Origin of the sequence: Bacillus halotolerans (assembly GCF_001517105.1) — a bacterium.
GTDB classification, from domain to species: Bacteria; Bacillota; Bacilli; order Bacillales; family Bacillaceae; genus Bacillus; species Bacillus halotolerans.
The window spans coordinates 447,930-468,065 of sequence record NZ_LPVF01000008.1; the positions used below are offsets into that span (position 1 = coordinate 447,930).

The following is a 20,136-nucleotide window of genomic DNA, read 5'->3' on the forward strand; positions in this document are numbered from 1 at the left end:
TGATTTTAAAAGGACTCTCTGAAAAATTCAGGAATGACAACGAACATAAAGGCAATCGTTATGCCGATCAGAACACCCAGAACCGCTTTCTTTTTCGGGGACATTCCTCCGCCTGATGCCTCACTTACGGTTTCAGAATCAACGGCACTGGCCGCTTTCAGATTAAGCTGTGTGTTTTTCAGCTCATACAAAAACCTTTCTTTATCCACCTTGGAATCCCCGCTCACTGTTTCACCTTCCAGCGCGTCTATGCTGCGGCGGATAACGGCTTCTCTTTCCTCAAACAGCTTTTGGTCGTTTTTGAGAAAGGTGGAGGAAACAGCGTTTAACACCGATTCGGTTCTTTCCTGATCCTGGTCGGCATAGCTCAAAGACAGTAAAGACTTAGACTCCGATTTCACGGTGAGCTTCTCTTTGATCTCTGCAAGATCTTCATCTTTTTCGTCAGGAAGCGCCTCTTTCAAAAAAGCATCACTCCTCAGCAGGAGCGGAATCTCTTCTGTACTGTTATAAACCGGATGATCATAGCTCCCCACAGCTAAAGTAACCTCAGCTGTGTAACTCTTTTTATCCGCGATTTGGGACGGCAGTATATACCCCGCCGCACCTAAAATAAGCGGCACTAATATAATCCAGATGATATTTTTCTTTATGCGCCGGGCTAATCTTATCACTATATCCTTCATATAAGTCTCCCTGCTTTTTTGTAGTCTGTTTACCGGTATATGGGCTCAAGCTGCTGTCTGGATCGCCTTAAGACATTCACCGCGGCGATGACGAGCGCCAGAAATACCCAATGGAAAAATAAATTTGAGACAGAGCTTGGGCTGATGCTGGATACCAGGAAACTGACCATAGCTGTGATGAGCCCTTCTGTGATCAGTTTTGACTGATTTTCCATTTTTCTTTCATAAAACTTGTAAAGCACCCACATCAGGTATAAATAAATGGCCAGATAGCCGAGCATGATAAGCAAGCCGAAGTTTGCCAGAATCTCTGCCAGCCAATTGTGCACCTCTGTCACGTTGTCAGTATCATATAAAGCATGATGCTCAAGATAATAAGACACATTGCCTGCGCCCACTCCGAATCCGTATGAGTCAAGGAAGAAGTGCCATGCGTTTTTTAACAGATTGGCTCTGGCCACATTGGACGGAAGTGTCTCTTGGAATGAATGAGACGTCTGAGGAGCCAGGAACAGCTTCCAAAACAATGCGAAAATCCGGCTGGCAAAAAGAGCCGCAAAGACCGCAATTCCTGCTGCCGACAGCCAAATAGCGATTTTTTTCAGAACAGGCGGCAAGACAATAAAAATGTAGACGGCTATTCCCGCAAAAACGCCCAGCAGGCTGGCTCTGGAACCAGTCGCAAAGATTAAATACAACGCACCAAGCGAGAGCACAAGGCCAATTCCCTTTAAGTAACCGTTCTTTATGTTTTTCACCATTGCGATGTAAAAAAAGAAACTGATCGACAAAAATGTCGCAAAATCATTTTGATTAAAGAAGACTGAGGTCGGATAATGCTGCTTATATTCCGGTCCGCTGTACAATGTCGAACTCGGGAGATGATGATGCGTGATATGATTGTAAAAACCGATGATCATCAGAAATACCGTCATCACCAGCCAGATGGAATAAATAATCATCAGACGTTCCATTTTTTGCACATACATCACAATAAGATAAATAAAAAATATCCCCATCGCCAGCAGTGCTAAATATTTCAGACCATCTGTAACTGATTTGGCCCACAGCAGAGAAACAAGGCCGTATATAAACCAAAAAGCGAAAAAGAGCAAAATCCCTTTCACTTGCAGTCCGTTCCATCTTTCAATATGTGTTCGATTCCGCACCACACCGATCACATGGAGGCACCCCGCTGCAATGAGCAGAAGCCTGTAAAGAAACAAACTGAAAAATCCAAGATGAATCGCGAAAAATGCATTATTTAAAAAAGTGCAGGCGATCAAAATATAGATTACAGCCATAAAGAGCCGTTCTTTTGTTGTAAATGCGGTTGCAAGTGTCAGTACAAACAGACCAATTGCCAACACCGCAAGCACGGCAGCCATCTGTATTAAACCTATATCTGTACGGATGGCTCCCAGCAATAGGACGACTCCAAATATGGCAGCGGCCAGTAACGAAAGCGTATGGACCGCTGAACGTTTGATACTCACATGTTTAACCCCTTTCCTGATGTTTCAGGAGCCGGCGGCCGAGCCTAAGCAGCCAGCAGCTTTAACCAAGTAACACTTTTTCTTTTTATAGGTTGACGCTCCCCAAGTCTTTAGCCAATTCCTCGAGCGGCAAGCCCGGAAAATACTTGTCAGAAGGCTCCGCTCCCCGAACAGCAGGACGGCCGATGGAGTGATAAATGTATCCGGCTGCCTGCATCTCTTCAAGTGAAAATAAATTTCTGCCGTCGATGATGATCGGCTGTTTTAAGAGGGTTTTCACTTTAACAAGCTCCATTTCTTTCACTTCCGGCCAATCCGTTAAGATCAGGCATGCATCAGTGTCCTCAATCGCATCATACACATCTGTATAATACTCGACCTGTTCGCCAAGGATCGCTGAAGCTTCAGGAATAGCAATCGGATCGTATGCTTTTACATGTGCGCCCAGCTGCTGCAGCATCGGGATAATATCTAGAGCAGGAGCGGATCTCACATCGTTTGTATTCGGTTTGAAGGCCAATCCGAGCACGGAAATGGTTCTCCCTTTTATGCTTCCCATCACAGTTAAGAGCTTATCTACAATGTGAACGCGCTGCTTTTCATTTGTCTCAATGACGGCTTCTATGAGCTTAAATGGATATCCGGCCGTTTTGGCAATTTGAAGCAGTGCGGTTGTATCCTTAGGAAAGCAGGAGCCGCCAAACCCAATACCCGCTTTCAAGAACTTTCTGCCGATCCGGCTGTCGAGCCCGACGCCGTCAGCAACGTTTGAGACATCCGCGCCGACTCGCTCGCAAATGTTCGCGATATCGTTAATAAACGAAATCTTTGTAGCCAAAAATGCATTTGCAGCATATTTAATCATCTCTGCACTTTCTAAATTCGTTTTAATAACAGGGGCATGAAAAGGCTGATGCAATTCCTCTATGATGGAAGCGGCTTTATGACTGGTAGATCCTATGACGGCACGCTCCATATTCATCGTGTCATAAATCGCTGAGCCCTCCCGAAGAAATTCAGGGTTGGATACAACATCAAAGGAGCATCTTCCCTTCGAAGCTTTTTGAACGATAGATTGAACCAGTTTTCCGGTACCGACTGGGACTGTGCTTTTATTGACAATGATTTTGTAGCCGGTGAGATGTTCACCGATCGTTTTCGCAGCCGCTTTGACGTACGTTAAATCAGCTTCGCCTGTTTTAGACATCGGGGTTCCGACTGCAATATAAATAATGTCTGAAGCCCGAATGGCAGACGGAATATCGTTAGTAAAAGACAGACGCTGTTCTAACACATTTTTTTCAACTAAATCTGCAAGCCCTGGTTCATAGATTGGGATTACTCCGTTTTTCAGACTTCTGATTTTTGATTCGTTGATATCACAGCAAATCACTTTATTTCCGATTTCCGCAAAGCAGGTGCCTGATACGAGTCCTACATATCCTGTTCCAATGACAGCAATTTTTTTCACAGCCCTCATCCCTCTCCTGTAAATTCATCTTCCTATTTATATTGGTCGCAGTTACTTACGATTAAACAGGTGTTTTCAGAACCATCTGATACTGATCATGCAGCGCCCTGGCATTTTTCCCGGCGTCATATTGAGTGTGAATGATTTGATATAATTCATCCGCCACTTCCGGCTGCCATATTTGATCTTTTGCGTATAAAGAGATCGTGTTTGCTAAGGCTTGAGCTGATTTCGGTTCAATCAGCAAATGCCGGTGCTTTCCGAATAATGAAGCCACTCCACCGACATCTGTACAGATGACAGGAACCCGCAGTGCCAGCGCCTCGATCACAACTGTCGGCATTCCTTCGCTATAAGAAGGGAGCACAAACATATCTGCGGCGAGCAAATACTCTCTTACCCTGTGATTCGGCACTTGGCCTGTTACAATATGTCCCTTTTGCATCAGCAAAGATTTTGCGGGGCCGTCTCCGACAAAAACGGCTCGAGGCGCTTCCTCCATCATCTCAATGGCATCTGACAATTCAAAAATGCCTTTTTCCTTAACGAGCCTGCCCACATAGACAGCAAGGCGCTGGTCAAGCGGGAGCCCGAGGTTTTTTCTGATTTCTTCTTTTGTCTGCTCATTTTCCTGAAAACGGCTGAGCTGTATGCCGATCGGCAAAACCGTACTGTCAAAGCCAGAAAGTTTTTTGGTTTCTTCCTGAAGCTTTTCGCTGACTGCAAGAACTGCGGATGCGGAACCAACCGCAGTTTTGAAGACTTTAAACGCGCCTTTGCTGTAGTGAGGATAGACATTCACATCACTGCCATGCAAAGTTAAAATATACGGAATCCCGATTGTCTTTGACACGACTGCCGCAGCCCCGCCCGACGGCATAGCAAAGTGCGCATGGATCAGATCAGGGTTTAAGTCATGCTGTTTAATGGTTTTTAAAACAGCTGCCCCAATACGCCGGTGTGGCTGAGCCCATTTCAGCTGGCCGGGAACAGCGGGATAGAAAGGCCGGTAAACCGGGATTCCTTTCCGTATCTCATATTCTGGTCTGGCATCCTTTTTTCGGTATGCCTTTTTCAGCATACGGACAGGCGCAGCGTGAATAGGTCTTGGGCATATCACGGTGATATCCAGCCCGAGCTTCAGCAGCTCTTGCACCTGTGTTTCATGAAACACACCCTCGCCGGGTTTCAGACTGCTTGGATATACGCTTGTGATCCACAAAATCTTCATGACAAACGTCCTTTTCTTAGTAGTTTGCTTTTCATCTGGGGGTACGCTTTACCCAAAAGAAAGAGATAGCAGAGCGACCCGGCCGCCACCGAAATTGCCAGCCTCATTTCCGCCTGCATGCTGAAGCGTTCTGTTCCTAAACTCGCGCCGAATGCGATAACGGCCATACCCGCTGTGATCAGAAACGGCTTCATAACGGCTTTAAAATAAGCTGAAAGATTGAGCTTAATGACATATGCCAGCAGCCAGCGACCGATTAGAAAATTGAAAACGCTGATGACGGCATATACCCAAGCGACAGTCAGAAGATTGCCCGTCTGAACAGCTGCAAACAGCGACAAACCATACAGCAGCATGACGCCGGAGTCCCAATAAAAAGCCAAATCCGCTCTTCCTTTAGCAAGAAGCACAGAACCATTCGGATTCATCAGCACCCTGAGTATCCCGACGATGGCAAGAACATTCAGAACAGGGACAGCAGCAAGCCACTTTTCTCCGAAAACAGCTGCGATAAAAGCGTCTGACACGGATACGAGCCCGATTAACAGCGGGAACGATACAAGCGCAAGCATTTTTGTCATATTCAGAAAGCCTTCTCTGATCACGCTGTTTTCGTATTTGTTTTTGGCGAAAATGGGAAACGCGACCCGTGTCACAATCGGATTAATTTTCAAAACCGGAATGGTGACAATCTGGTAGGCAAGATTATAAATGCCCAGCGCTTCGGCACCGATAAACCGGCCGATTAAGATCATATCGATGTTCGCTCCCAGCCTGTTCACAAGACGGGATGAAAGCTGAAAGGCTCCAAAGGAGAAGAACTCCTTCATTCCCCTTAGATCAAAAACAAAGGATGGACGCCATTTTTTTTGGTATACAGCCCAGAATAAAATCCCTTTACTGGACTGCAGCAGCACCTGAGAAACCACGTACGAAAAAATCGCATCCGTCATAAAAACCGCTATCGCTAAATATCCGAAGGACAATACATTTGAAAAAATCTCTATTTTGCTTAACGTATTAAATTGCAGCTCCTTCTGCAGCATATACTGGTACTGCTGTCCGATCGGAGCTACCAAAAACATAATCCCCAAAATCCTGATGAGAAACACAAGCTCTTCTCTTTGATAAAATCCCGCAATGACGGGACTGCACACATATAAAAGCACAAACAGCAAAATGCCGGTCATAATGTTCAGCCAATACAATGTTGACAGCTGGCGCTCCGTGGCGTCATCTCTTTGAATTAACGCGGCGCCAAAACCCATATCAAGCACAATCTGGGCGAATATTGTAACCGTTGTGATCATGCCGACGAGTCCAAATTCCGTTAAGGTCATCATATTTCCAAGCAAGGCAAACTGAACGATTTGAATGATTGTAATACAGATTGTTGAAACACTTGTCCACTTTGCGCCGCTCATGATTTGTTTTGTAATACTTGGCATCATATTCCCTACTTCTTTTTAAGCTCAGTTTGATGGCGAATGCAGATGTTTATCTTGCACCATCACCTGTCAAGACTACTTTACAAGTTTTTAACATAATTTTTAATTCCAACATGAAAGTCAGATTGCGAATGTAATATAAATCAAATATAAGCTTTTCCTTCGGCGTCATGTCATAACCGCCGTTCACCTGCGCCCAGCCGCTCAATCCCGGTTTGACAGCCAGACGCTGTGTAAACCCCGGAATCTCATTCTGGAACTTTTCCGTAAACACTGGACGTTCCGGGCGAGGTCCAATCATGCTCATATCGCCTTTCAGCACATTAAACAGCTGAGGAAGCTCGTCAATTCGCGTTCTTCTGATAAATGCTCCAATTCGTGTCACCCGCGGATCCTGCTTCTGCGCCCAAACCGCCCCAGACTTCTCGGCATCTATTTTCATGGAACGAAGCTTATAAAGCTTAAAAGGTTTCCCGCCTTTTCCTACACGCTCCTGCGTATAGATGGCAGGCCCCGGCGTCTCCAAACAAATCAATATTGAAAATACCGCAATCATTGGCAGCGCAACCACCAATCCAATCAGCGCAAACCAAATATCCATCACGCGCTTTACTGCCAAATAACGAGCCGTTTTTTCAGATAATGCAAATGATGCTTGCTGCACTGAGAATTCGCGACTCACATTCATGCTTTTTTCTGCACCCACTGACACACACCTCACGATTTGTTTGGGATGTTATGATGACCTATGCCAGTCAGTTTAGCAGACGGATGTTAATTGGTTGTAAATGGATTGTTAAGAAGTGTGAATTACGTGTTTTTTCTGATAAATTATATTAATGTTCTTTATCATTTTATGTACAAGCCCTTGTTTTAATCATGTAAACGATAAAAAAAGAGACAAATCTGTTATTTAGATTTGTCTCTTCATTTTTATCTATAATATGAAACTGTACCATCATGAATAGCTTGGGCAGCTTTATCTTTATAAACTGCTTGTTTCAGTTTACTTGCGTCGGCTGCATTTGTGATGAAAGCAGTCTCAACTAAAACGCTTGGCATTTTAGAATATTTGATAACATAGAATCCTGCTTGCTTGACTCCACGGTCTCTTGTCCCGAGATTAGCTGCAAGTTTCGGCTGAATTTGATCTGCTAATCGTTTGCTTTTTGCTGCCTGATATGTTGTGTCATAATAGGTTTCACTGCCATTTGGAGATGAGCTATCATTGGCATTCGCATGAATACTGATGAACAAATCAGCTTGGGCAGAGGCTGCCTTACTTACTCTTTCCTGTAAAGAATAAAACGTATCATTAGATCTCGACATTACCGGAAGAGCACCAGAAGCATTTAGCTTCGTATTGACTCTTTTCGCTATATCAAGGTTTACCTCTTTCTCAAGCAGTCCATTTCCTACTGCTCCCGAGTCTTGATCTCCATGGCCTGGATCAATAAAAATTGTTTCACCTACAACAGGATTCTTTAGCTGATTAGCTACTTTAGTGCTTATAGCTGGAGTATTTCCGATAATCGTAAAGTTTGACATGTTTTTGCTGCCGATAATTTTTCGTGCGCCGCCAGATAAATTTTCACCATTAGTCAAAATAAGAGATTGCTTGTTCTTTGCTGCCAGAGTGGCTCCTGCGATTGAATCTGGATAGCTAAAACCATTACTTACATATACTGTGCTCGTTGACAGGTTTAGTTTTTGTACAATATTAGCAGCAAGCTCGTACCTGTTTGAACCGCTAATTCTTGTAGGAGAAGGCAACTTGTTATACACCGTATTATTAATACTTCCGGTACCTCCTGCAACCACAGTACTTGTAATTCTCTTATCTTTCATCACTGCTGTTGTCGCACTATTTATAGAGGTTTTGTTTGTAAACAGAATAGGATACCCATTTTTAGCTGCATAAGGGATGATCCCTGGAGCATCAGCATATAAAAACCCATTTAAAATGACAGCTTTTGAGGTTGCGTTCATTGCTCTTGCGACCCGTGCAGCTGTATCATAGCGATTACTTCCAGCAATTCGTTTAATACTGATGCCTAAGCTTTTGATCTGATTGGCAGTATTAGAGGAAACAGCTGGTGTACCACCTACAATAATCACATTTTTTGTTCGCATTTCTTTTAGCCTTGTTTTCGTCTCAGAAGAGAGCTTATCAGCATTTGTGTAAAGCAGCGGTGCATTCTTCTGATAAGCAAGAGGTGCCGCTGAAATGGCATCTGCGTATGAACTTCCGCCAACAATAACCGCTGTACTCGCTGTTGAGTACATCTGCTTTGATATTTGAACTGCAGTCCCGTACCTATTACTTCCTCCGACTCTTTTAACCGAATTATCGGCCAATGCTGTTGGTACAAAAAGAATGAGTCCCAGAAAACACATTGTTAGGACTTTTATATAAGAACGCAATTACTTTTCCTCCTTAAATGGCCTTAGCACCTTAAAATAATTAATAACTTGTCAGAGTTGTCCCAGGATAGTAAAATTTCAAAATTGAACTATATGAATCTCCTGCTTCTGCTCTTGCCTTAGCTCCATATTGACTCATTCCGATGCCGTGACCGTAACCTTTGCCGCTGATTGTGTACTTTGAATTGTCTTTTTTTACAGTCACATAAGTACTTTTAAAACCAGTTGCACCAATCATTGTTCTTAGCTGAGTTGTCGGAACAGTGATGGTTGTAATTTTACTTAGATTGTAGGAGCCAGTACTGCTTTTAACAAAATACTTAACTTTCATAGATGCTGTTTTTGCACGTTGCCCCTGTGTTGTACCGCTAAAGCTCAAATCTTCTATACTCGCAATTTTTACAGAAGATGCTCCTGTTTCTTTATTTTTCAAGATCCAATTTTTAACTCCGGATAACCTCGCAGCATCAGTTTCAGTTGCTGAAGACCACCAAGAAGATGGCTTATTTAAGTCAAGCGAATTCGTGTCAAGCTGTTGTTTTGAGAGTGTAAGCGTCCAGCCTATTTGAGGATCCTTAGAATCTTTCTTCGCAATTAAGTAAGGTACACTTGATGACCAGACTTCGTTGCTCGCTTCTGTATAACCGCCATTGCTTGAAGAATAAGTTGCTGTTATAAGAGATCCGTTATATTTCAGAACTTTTCCTTTTGTCTGCTCAACCGCTTTATTGGTGTTTGAATTCCAACTATATCCTCCATAAACTTGAAAAGCTGTTGTATCAGGTACAGTAGTTCCCGTTTTTGTTATGGAGTAGGTTCTCGCAGCCACAGTCTGTGCTTTTAGGGCTTCAAGTGACCAGCTGGCAGGCATTTCATTTGGAATAACCCCTTTTAAATAATCCTCAAATGGAATATTTTCGTTAACCGGTCTGATATATTTAGTAGATTCAATAGAGAAATTAACCGTTCCAAGATACTGATTTCCGTTAAGACTTATTCTGTTAGAAGTCGAGTATTTTTCAGGTTTAATCCTCAGAGAGTTACTATATGTTTTTATATTTTCGAGATTTAATTTCCCATTGTTGATTTTCAGAGTATATTTTCTTCCGCCGGCTAAATAAAATTCATCAGCAAGTGAATTCTCGACTTCTGCAGAAATTGAACTGGTGCTTCCAATAAAGTCGTATGCATATGTGGCTTTTTCTTTTGTTATGCTTTTAGCTGCCGCTGGAACACTATCTTGTTTAATAAATAAAATTTGGCTGTTTTTCTTCGCAGCAAGCGAAGCACCTACTAATACGTCTGCGTACTTTGTTCCGTTCGTCATTACGACTTTATCAGCCTTCAACTTTAATTGTTTAATAATATTTGCTGTGAGTTCATATCTGGTTGATCCAGGTATCCTCTGTACAGTTGAAGTTTTTTTATTTCATTTTCTACACTGTCACTGACACTAAATGAACTGCCGATTATAATCACTTGTTTTGGCAAATCATAATCCGGAAGTTTATCCTTCTCAGTAAGCAAAATAGGGTATCCCTGTGCCGCAGCATAAGGAGCTATGGCTAACGCATCTTGAAATACCTTTCCGGTTACAACGATAGCTTTATCATAGCTGCCCATCTGTTTAGCGATATTCTCAGATAATACATATCTATTTTTTCCGCTTATCCTTTTAACTGAGCCATATGATTTCAGCTTGTTTTCTACATCTTTTGAAATGCTGCGTGCTCCCCCAATGACTAAAATATTGTCCGGGTTAAATTTAGCAATTTGTCTTTCAGTAGTTTTTGTTAACGTATCAGGCTGAGTAAATAAGATTGGTGCATCTAGTTTTTTTGCTAATGGGATAACAGGCAATGCATCAATAAAAATATCCCGGTTTACCAAAATAACTGTATTAGGATTTTTCCACTGACTGCCGGATGCAAGAGTAGCGGTTTCGTATCTTGATGCCCCTGCAAAACGATCCGTTACAGCAACATTATCTCCAGTTACTTTATAAAATCCTGTTGGGGATAGACTGATACTAGATTTATTACCAATATAATTTGACAATTTGACTGAAATGTTTGAGTCTGCTGCAAAAGTAACTGATGGTATAAATAGTAAGATTGCAGCAAGTGAACATACGATCAAGCGTTTGCAAGAATTCAAGATTTCAGGTTCCTCCTCATATCTTAGTTGGTACGTTTAATATCTTTTAATAGAAGTTGACCCTCGCCATTTTCTTCATATTTCACCGTAACTTTATCGCCATTATTGAATTTTTCAAGCTCACTTGTTGATTCTTCAGTAATATCAAGAACAACTGGCTCGTTATCCACAGTTACTTCAATTGTGTGGGTATCTGCTAAACCTACATAAACACCCTCTGCTGTTTCGATGTTACTGTCTGTTGACACATCTTCACCTTGGCTCTTTTGATTATCAGCCCCGCAACCTGCAAGGAGCAGTATAAAGAACATTAAACCAATCAATTTTTTCATTTTTTTCACCTCATTATGTTTTATCGTCAGTTATTTAATATTTTAAAGAAAAATTAAGAAACAGTGAAACTTTTTTTATAAAAATCGACTATTATAGGATTTTGTTTCTTCTATTAAAAAGAGTTGTATTTACTGGAAATTTCAATCATAATCAAATTAACTGAACAGATGGGGTGCAAAGAATGAGAAGTAAACGCAGAAAAAAGAAAAAAACCTTATTACTAACGATATTAACCATTATTGGAATCCTTGTGTTAGGGACAGGCGGTTACGCATACTACTTATGGCATAAAGCCGCTTCAACCGTGGCAAGTATTCATGAAAGTATTGATAAATCCAAAAAGAGAGATACAGAGGTTAATATCAATAAAAAAGACCCGTTTTCTGTTTTAATTATGGGGGTGGATGAACGTTCAGGCGATAAAGGACGCGCCGATACGCTCATTTATATGACCGTTAACCCAAAAACGAACACCACAGATATGGTCAGTATTCCCCGTGATACGTATACAAAAATTATCGGAAAAGGCACGATGGATAAAATCAACCATTCGTACGCATATGGCGGTACACAAATGACAGTTGACACGGTTGAAAACTTCCTCGATGTTCCGGTCGATTATTTTGTAAAAGTCAATATGGAAAGCTTTAGAGACGTGGTTGATACTCTCGGCGGCATCACAGTTAACAGCACATTTGCGTTCAGCTATGACGGTTATTCATTCGGTAAAGGAGAAATCACACTGAACGGAAAAGAAGCATTAGCGTATACACGAATGAGAAAAGAAGATCCAAGAGGAGATTTCGGACGTCAGGACCGTCAGCGCCAAGTGATCGAAGGAATCATTAACAAAGGGGCAAATATTTCTTCCGTTACAAAGTTTGGAGATATGTTTAAGGTCGTTGAAAATAATGTGAAAACCAATTTGACGTTTGATAATATGTGGGATATCCAGTCCGATTACAAAGGCGCCCGAAAGCAAATCAAGCAGCACGAACTGAAAGGCGAAGGCACAAGAATCAATGACGTCTATTACTATAAAGCATATGAGAGCGAGCTAGCTGACATCACAAATGAACTGAAAGAAAGCTTAGAAAGCTAAAACAAAAAGAAGCTTCGCACCTATGTGCAAAGCTTCTTTTTTATTTACCCGTAAAAGAGTCCGGATGTTCCTTCCGATATCCGTAGTGAAACAGCAATTCCTCTACAATCCGGCGGGAGGCCTGTCCATCACCATACGGATTTGAAGCATAGGACATTTTCTGATACTCATCGGCGTCAGTTAAGAGCTCTTTTGCAAGCTGATAAATGTTCTCCTCATTTGTCCCCGCAAGTTTAAGCGTCCCTGCTTCCACTCCTTCAGGGCGCTCCGTCGTATCACGAAGCACAAGAACTGGTTTCCCGAGCGATGGCGCTTCTTCCTGCACTCCGCCGGAATCAGTCAAAATGAAATGGGATTTTGCCGCAAAGTTATGGAAGTCAATCACTTCTAAAGGCTCAATCAGATGCACTCTGTCCGAGTCGCCAAAATGCTTCTGAGCCGCTTCCCGGACAACAGGGTTAAGGTGCACAGGGTAAACGACCTGTACATCATTATATTCCTCTACAATTCTGCGGATGGCCTTAAACATGTTTTCCATCGGCTCGCCTAAGTTTTCACGGCGATGAGCAGTCAGCAAAATCATCTTATCCTCACCAACCTGGTCAAGGACAGGGTGTGAATAACCTTCCCTAACTGTTGTGCGAAGCGCGTCAATCGCTGTATTGCCCGTTACAAAAATAGAATCGGCCTTTTTGTTTTCTTTTAACAAATTGTCTCTTGCCTGTCCTGTCGGTGCAAAATGCAAATCAGCAATAGCACCGGTCATTTGGCGGTTGAGCTCTTCAGGAAACGGAGAATATTTATTGCCTGTGCGAAGACCGGCCTCCACATGCCCGACAGCAATTTGATGATAAAACGCGGCAAGGCTTCCGGCAAATGTCGTCGTCGTATCACCGTGGACAAGCACAATATCAGGCTTGATGTCTTTAAACAGCTCGTCCAATTTCACAAGCGCATTGGACGTAATTTCTGCCAGCGTCTGCCGCTCCTTCATAATGTTCAAATCGAAATCAGGCTTAATCCGAAACGCTTCAAGCACCTGATCCAGCATTTGTCTGTGCTGGGCAGTCACCGTTACATAGGACTCTATTTCAGGGTATTTTTTTAATTCAAGCACGAGCGGCGCCATCTTTATCGCTTCCGGCCTGGTTCCGAAGACGGTCATGACTTTTAGTTTTTTCATAATTGTCACCTGGTTTCTGCAAAAATAAAATCATACCCCTTATTCTACATGAATTTGTTTCATTTTAAATCATTTCCTATTCACTTATTCATGGTCAAGTGAACTTTATTGCTAGGGAACTTAAGGATAAAACTTGTTTAAAATTGGTTTATCCTATATCATAAAAATGTGTGAAAACACAATGAACAGGGTAAATAGAAAATAGTTTTAGCCATAAATATTTTCGTTAATAAGGAAGGTGCCTTTAAATGAAAAAAGTACGTAAAGCGATAATTCCAGCAGCAGGACTAGGAACGCGTTTTCTTCCGGCTACGAAAGCAATGCCGAAAGAAATGCTTCCTATCGTAGATAAGCCAACCATTCAATACATAATTGAAGAAGCTGTTGAGTCCGGTATTGAGGACATTATTATTGTAACAGGCAAAAGCAAGCGTGCGATTGAGGATCATTTTGATTACTCTCCTGAACTTGAAAGAAACCTTGAAGAAAAAGGAAAGATCGAACTCCTTGAAAAAGTGAAAAAATCTTCCAATCTGGCTGACATCCACTACATCCGCCAAAAAGAGCCTAAAGGACTTGGACATGCTGTGTGGTGCGCGCGTAACTTTATCGGCGATGAGCCTTTTGCGGTTCTGCTTGGAGACGATATTGTTCAGGCGGAAAAACCAGGATTGCGCCAGTTAATGGATGAGTATGAAAGAACACTTTCTTCTATTATAGGTGTTCAGCAAGTGCCTGAAGAAGAAACTCACCGCTACGGTATTATCGATCCGCTGACAAGTGAAGGCCGCCGTTACCAGGTGAAAAACTTTGTTGAGAAGCCGTCTAAAGGCACAGCACCTTCTAACCTTGCCATCTTAGGACGTTACGTATTTACGCCTGAGATCTTTATGTACTTAGAGGAGCAGCAGGTTGGCGCAGGCGGAGAAATTCAGCTGACAGACGCCATTCAAAAGCTGAATGAAATTCAAAGAGTGTTTGCTTACGATTTTGAAGGCAAACGCTATGATGTTGGTGAAAAGCTTGGTTTTATCACAACAACTCTTGAATTTGCGATGCAAGATAAAGAACTCCGCGGACAGCTCGTTCCATTCATGGAAAACTTATTAAACAAAGAAGAAATCTAAACAAAAAAGCTTGTAGAGAGAACGATGTTTTTTCTACAAGCTTTTTTGTTTTGTAATGTTTCTTTAGATTTTCAGCTGATTTCAAAAACAGAAATAGAGCCCCCATCTACCTAGTCCTGCTTGGCTAGGTAGATGGCAATCTTCTTCATGTTCTGGCATGTGGCTGTGAGGAGAAATTGTTCGCCTCACATTCCGTTTTCCCCTCAACCAGCAATAGCGAAGCCCGTGCAGCTGTTTTGAATCTGCAAAGCTGCGTTCTATTTTTTCTTTTCTTTTTTGTAGAGGTTTTTTCCTGAAACAGACACACGATTTTGTCTGACCTTTTATTTGTGGTCCTCCCATACATGTCGGGTGGATCTTCTGGCTATTCTTTGATCTTGTGCATTGTTCAAGCAATGGGCATCCGGAACAGGTTTCAGGATCTGATTTATATGACCGGTAGCCTTTTCGGTCAGTTGTTGAGTATGTAAGTGTTTTTTGATTTGGACAAATGTATCTGTCTTGTTCACTGTCATAATGAAATTTCAATTTTGGAAACAAGCCTATGGCAGAGTGATAACGTCTATGTGCAATCACACCAAAGATTTGCCGTTCAGATAATCCTTTACAGATCGGAATCGTTAAATATCCGGAATCAAGGGCGACGGCTTCTACTTGAAAACCAAATCGTGCGATTTGGTGATCTAATCGGTCAAGATAAGGCACAGAATCATGGACATTTCCAGGTGTGACATAGGCATCGGTGATCATGTTGTATTTCATATCCGTTATGCGTTTGTTTTCCCGATACAGATATCCACTATCCGGATCAGTTGTACTTTGGAGGATCTCTTTTTCAGCTCTAACCTCCTCTTTGGCCATCAGTGGCTTTTTTCCGTGTTCCTCCCGACCTTCTTGGATGGCTTCATTTAAATCTTTGATATAGTTTTGTATATCCTGTTCAATCGTTTTTCTAGTGTATTTATGCTTATTGGCATTGACTTTAAGGTGAGTGGAATCGGCATAGGACAACGTCCGCCCACCATGTCATGATTGATGGCCTGAAGAACGATCTCATCAAAAATGTCTTGAAAAGAAATTTGAAAGCACCGGTGAATATTGTAACAAATATTAAGTTTTTCCACTTTTAAAAAGTAAAGAGAAGTTCCGCAGAACTTCTCCCAACATTTTGAAGTGTCAATATAGAGCAAAACCAAGCTTATTTAGCAACTTTACTTTTGTCTAATTGCAAAATAGCATTATAAATACGATTCCGATTATTTTTATCAGTATATGCAAAAAAGTTATCTACTCTTTTTCTATACTTATCTTCCATACGACTATCATTTTTCATATAATAGATAACTTTATCAACTAAACTATTATGATCTTCTATTACATCACCAAAGCCCATTTTCTTATAATCATAGTAATCAAGTTTAAAATGGTATGAGTTTTCGTATTGATAATAGATCACAGGCTTTTTCTCGTATGCAAAATCAAATGCAACGGATGAAAAATCAGTAATCATTATATTAGAAGAATTAAATAACATTTGATAGCTGCTATTATAATCTGCAAACTCTACATAATCGTGCTTTTCAAAATCTACCATCTGTTGTTGAATGTCCGGGTGCGGGAAAAAGGTTATCTTATAATTATTATTCTTAGCAAATTCGATTAGCCGTTCATCATTAATCAAAGCATTATACCTAGCAAAGTATTCACTTTCTTTAAATTTCGGATTGTACGGTCTTACTCCTTTTGCCTGATCTTTAGGTAATACAATATCTTTTCTCCATGTAGGCATTATTAGAAGCTGCTTTTCCCCTTCACTCTTCTTAAGATTATCGTATCTCGGAAATCCACCCAAAAAGATATTTTCTTTTTTATAATTGTAATTTCCTTTCACAATAGACCGATATTCAGGTTTCGCTGAAGTGACTAATAATTTGATATTCTTACTGTATTTGTTTAACCATTCAGAATGATCTGCCATTGTTATTCCATGCTGTAAAAAGACAAACTCAAAATTAAATAAATCTCTAAAATAAATCTCCATATTGAAAAATGGATTTACAACCCATATATCTGCATGTGTCGATATTACCTTGGAAGAGGATAAGGTTAAAATTTTATGTCTAAAAGATCTGTATGGTATAACCTTTCCGTATTTTTTAATTCTGTTATAATCCTTGCTATCTTTTTTTATTACAAAGTATTTTTTTACCCCATCATTCTTGTTGATTGCATATTTAAAGAGGTGCTCGGCATTATCATCAGCTTTATCTTGTCTGTCTATGAATAACCATACTGGTTTTCTGTTAAATATAGTAAAAACATGGTGTGCCATCCTTGCTACCATTGCCTTCTTAATAGCTGATTTTCGTTTCTTTGATTTCCCACCTGATTTATGAAGGGATTTTAAGAAACGAAACTCTTTTATAAATCTATTTTTAACATTGTTTTTTTCGAACATTAATTTTTTATAATTATAATAAAAGATATAATCTTTTTTAGCTGCATAAGAATTATATAGAACATTTGACAAACCTGAATACTTGAAAAAGCGAAGTTTTGTCATCTTTCTTTTTTTACCCTTTGTTATAAAAAATTCGATATGCTGATTGTCTGCTAGATAGCTTTTGGGAATATCTATAGAGAAACCAGGATATTTTTTTATTACTTCTCCTAAACTTATATAATCATTATGCTGTCTTTTTATATTCTTTGCTTTTATTTTTGTTTCTCCAATTTTAGCATATAAATTAAAACCTTTAGAATTAAACAGAGAGCTCCAAAAACCTTCTATGTGAACAGAATCCTCATTTTCTTCTAAAATCTCAATAGTTAGTGTTTGATCCGATAATTTCGAAACAATTTGTCCTTCTCTGTATAAATAATAATCCTGTTCAGTTTCTCTTTCATATACATACCTACTATAATTTTCACCGTGTTTTATTTTTAAAGCATGATATAGATAGAAATGGCTGACGCTTTTTGTATCAATGATGACATCGTCGTCAATATACGATAATACCTCTCGAATCAATGTTAAAAACTCGCAGTATTCATTTTCATCTAAAGGTGTTTCACTAATATCCTTAATCAATAATTTCCACTTCAAATCATGCATAACCATGTATTGAAGAAACAAAGGTATTTTCTGTTCATTATTCTGGGTGATATCGATTAAATTCTTAGAGAAAGTGATAAGTGAATGGTTAAACCAATTCTTATTTGCTTTAGCAGTCTGCATGGCAGACGATCCATCTTCTCTAACTCTATAATGGTATTTTGCCTCTTTAACCAGACCATACTTTTTCTTGTGCGATATAATTAAGTTAACTAGTTTGGCATCTTCACCTATTTTACAATTTTCATCAAACCTGATATTTTTCAAGGCATCTTTTTGTATAAATGTAGAACAGCAATGAGTTAATATATGATGTGGTTCTTTTTCTACATCCAATATTCTCGTAGAAGAAAACTTATTATTTAGATTATGTTCTCCAGTTCTTCCTTCTTCAAAAAAAATAGGGATTGCTACAATATCAATTTGATTCTTATGTTGGTTAAAGAAGGTTAAAACATTTTGGAATGTTTCTTCTGAAACTAAATCATCCGGATCCAAAAATTGAATATATCTTCCTTCAGCATACTTTAAACCATAATTTCGAGCACTGCTCACTCCGCCATTCTGTTTCTTTACATATACAATGTTTTTTGGATATTTTTGAGCATATTCTTTACAAATGACTTCACTTTTATCTGGGCTATCATCATTCACAAGTATTAACTGAATATTCTCGAAACCTATAGTCTGGTTAATAACGCTTTCTATAGCATCAGTTAGATATAACTCAACATTATAAATCGGCATTATAACACTGAAATCATAGTTAAAACTCTTTTCGTTCATAAAAGATTGCTCCTAACAAAATGTTTATATGAATAAGAATCCGGGTAATTAAATGTAAAAAACAAAGAGAATTTTTGAAAAACATGATTAATTTAGTAAAATTTACGAAAAGCATTCCTTACCTATTTTTTAAAAATCCTTGTAAATAAACTTTTAAAAATGTTTACATGGTTAAGTTCTAAAGCATCATTTGGTGTTTTTAGGACAAAATCAAATGCAAAGGCCCAAATTGGTATCTCAACAACAAAGCCAGCATGTCTAAAATCTCTTAATTTATATCCCCATACTTCAATTGTTTTTTTAAGTTCTTCTCGTTTGCATTTTTTTAATCTATTAAAATATTTTATATATACTCTGTCATTTTCTTTCATCTCATAATACTGGTTAATAAAGTGCCCTGTTAATTCAAGTCTAAGCCCTTTTATTTTTGTCGAAGTAACAGTACATGAACTTTGTAATACTCTTTCTTTTTTTATATTTTCAAGAGGTTCTATATTTGCTTTTAATAAGTGAAACATAAATTCTTTATAGTACATTGGCATATCTTGTTCTTTTATAAATTGCGGATCAATAAATTTTAAAATTTTAATAAAGTCATCAACAAAAACTTTTTGCTCATGTTGATCTAAAACGGACTTATAAATATCTCTATAGTTTGGATATAAAAACAGTTTCATATGATATACAATTAAAAATTGCAAATAAGGCAGAACTATATCATATTTTTTTATTGAATCCATCAACAAAGTCATGTAACACTCATTCAACAAATATGTGTACCTTTTTTTGTTAAACCATGAACGATCAACTAATGAGTTCTGTTCTTTTCGTTTTCTATAAAAATACTTTCCTTCTGCGACTGCTCCGTATCTTTTTTCTTTCAGCAATAACTTGTTAAAAAAGATAGCGTCTTCCCAAAACTTTATAGATTCATCAAACAGGGCGGTACTATTTAGTATATGTCTTCTGTAAAAAGTGCCGCCAATATAAAAATGAATAGCCTTATAATCGTTGAGAATATTTATAACCCTTGTTCCTTTTTCAAATCTATTATTTAATTTATGTTCGCCTTCTTTTTCACCTGTGTAATAAACAGGTAATACCGCAACATTTACATCTTCGGAATCACAAAAAAATTATAAACACTTTGCAGCGCATTTTGAGAGAACGCATCGTCTGAATCAAGAAAACCAATGATCTTAGATTTTTCACTTACATTTGATAACCCACAATTTCTTGCAGTAGAAGGTCCGGAATTTTCAATTCTCAAGATTTTAATATTATTAGGGTATAGATTTTTAAAGAATTCACAAATTTGAGGACTGCTGTCAACGCTGCCATCATCTATTAATATCAGTTCTATATTTTCTTTAAATCCAATTGACTGGTTAATGACACTCTCTATTGAGTCCCTTAAATAATACTCAGAATTATATATTGGTATTATGATAGAAAACATGTTAGTACCTCTTTATTTAGAAGTTAAAGGATCGTTTCAATTACTCTTTTAGAAGCCTTGCCACCTTCTAAATTACAAAATTCATTATAAAAATCCTCATTGTTATGACCTATATAAG

At 39.3% G+C, this 20,136-nt stretch carries 13 protein-coding genes and 2 pseudogenes; 2 read left to right on the forward strand and 13 right to left on the reverse strand.

The genetic code is table 11. The annotated features are described in order from the left end of the window. Positions 1-5: 5 nt before the first annotated feature. The 9 genes and pseudogenes from tuaF to AU387_RS04815 form a co-directional block, all read right to left on the reverse strand. Positions 6-686: a teichuronic acid biosynthesis protein TuaF gene (gene tuaF / locus AU387_RS04775; RefSeq protein WP_059335048.1), complete on the reverse strand. Its 681-nt coding sequence runs from the start codon at positions 684-686 to the stop codon at positions 6-8. Positions 687-715: 29 nt separating this feature from the next. Further along, a complete protein-coding gene (tuaE, locus tag AU387_RS04780) occupies positions 716-2,182 on the reverse strand; it encodes a teichuronic acid biosynthesis protein TuaE (RefSeq protein ID WP_059335050.1) in 1,467 nt (488 codons plus the stop codon). Between the two features lie 85 nt (positions 2,183-2,267). Next, on the reverse strand, positions 2,268-3,653 hold the full coding sequence (gene tuaD / locus AU387_RS04785) for a UDP-glucose 6-dehydrogenase TuaD (protein WP_082687856.1): 1,386 nt from the start codon (positions 3,651-3,653) through the stop codon (positions 2,268-2,270). A 61-nt stretch (positions 3,654-3,714) separates the two neighbouring features. Further along, on the reverse strand, positions 3,715-4,884 hold the full coding sequence (gene tuaC / locus AU387_RS04790; RefSeq protein WP_059335054.1) for a teichuronic acid biosynthesis protein TuaC: 1,170 nt from the start codon (positions 4,882-4,884) through the stop codon (positions 3,715-3,717). Beyond that, a complete protein-coding gene (tuaB, locus tag AU387_RS04795) occupies positions 4,881-6,332 on the reverse strand; it encodes a teichuronic acid biosynthesis protein TuaB (protein ID WP_059335366.1) in 1,452 nt (483 codons plus the stop codon). Before tuaB ends, tuaC begins: the two co-directional genes overlap by 4 nt. Before the next feature lie 49 nt (positions 6,333-6,381). Further along, a complete protein-coding gene (locus AU387_RS04800; RefSeq protein ID WP_024123040.1) occupies positions 6,382-7,038 on the reverse strand; it encodes a sugar transferase in 657 nt (218 codons plus the stop codon). A 227-nt stretch (positions 7,039-7,265) separates the two neighbouring features. Then, complete coding sequence (gene lytC / locus AU387_RS04805; RefSeq protein ID WP_044159499.1) at positions 7,266-8,756, reverse strand: N-acetylmuramoyl-L-alanine amidase LytC; 1,491 nt, start codon at positions 8,754-8,756, stop codon at positions 7,266-7,268. A 40-nt stretch (positions 8,757-8,796) separates the two neighbouring features. Continuing rightward, positions 8,797-10,913, reverse strand: a pseudogene (locus tag AU387_RS04810) (SpoIID/LytB domain-containing protein). A 23-nt stretch (positions 10,914-10,936) separates the two neighbouring features. After that, the gene (locus AU387_RS04815) at positions 10,937-11,245 is read right to left on the reverse strand and encodes a tudor domain-containing protein (RefSeq protein ID WP_044159504.1); all 309 of its coding nucleotides are present in this window, start codon (positions 11,243-11,245) and stop codon (positions 10,937-10,939) included. Positions 11,246-11,427: 182 nt separating this feature from the next. Here AU387_RS04815 and tagU point away from each other — a divergent pair, with 182 nt between their 5' ends. Next, positions 11,428-12,348, forward strand: a complete 921-nt coding sequence (tagU, locus tag AU387_RS04820; protein WP_059335056.1) for a polyisoprenyl-teichoic acid--peptidoglycan teichoic acid transferase TagU — start codon at positions 11,428-11,430, stop codon at positions 12,346-12,348. A gap of 40 nt (positions 12,349-12,388) precedes the next feature. Here tagU and wecB read toward each other — a convergent pair whose 3' ends face one another. Then, positions 12,389-13,531, reverse strand: a complete 1,143-nt coding sequence (gene wecB, locus AU387_RS04825) for a non-hydrolyzing UDP-N-acetylglucosamine 2-epimerase (RefSeq protein ID WP_059335058.1) — start codon at positions 13,529-13,531, stop codon at positions 12,389-12,391. A gap of 248 nt (positions 13,532-13,779) precedes the next feature. On the opposite strand from wecB, the gene galU reads away from it, so the two are divergent. Continuing rightward, on the forward strand, positions 13,780-14,658 hold the full coding sequence (gene galU, locus AU387_RS04830; protein WP_044159515.1) for a UTP--glucose-1-phosphate uridylyltransferase GalU: 879 nt from the start codon (positions 13,780-13,782) through the stop codon (positions 14,656-14,658). Positions 14,659-14,739: 81 nt separating this feature from the next. Here the strand turns inward: galU and AU387_RS04835 are convergent, their stop codons facing one another. From AU387_RS04835 to AU387_RS04845, 3 genes and pseudogenes are all read right to left on the reverse strand, one after another. Further along, positions 14,740-15,669, reverse strand: a complete 930-nt coding sequence (locus AU387_RS04835) for a transposase (RefSeq protein ID WP_082687835.1) — start codon at positions 15,667-15,669, stop codon at positions 14,740-14,742. A gap of 187 nt (positions 15,670-15,856) precedes the next feature. Then, positions 15,857-18,559 (reverse strand): poly(glucosyl N-acetylgalactosamine 1-phosphate) glucosyltransferase, encoded by a 2,703-nt coding sequence (ggaB, locus tag AU387_RS04840; RefSeq protein WP_059335060.1) that lies wholly within the window; start codon positions 18,557-18,559, stop codon positions 15,857-15,859. A 122-nt stretch (positions 18,560-18,681) separates the two neighbouring features. Next, positions 18,682-20,018: pseudogene (locus AU387_RS04845) on the reverse strand (glycosyltransferase family 2 protein). Positions 20,019-20,136 lie beyond the last annotated feature (118 nt).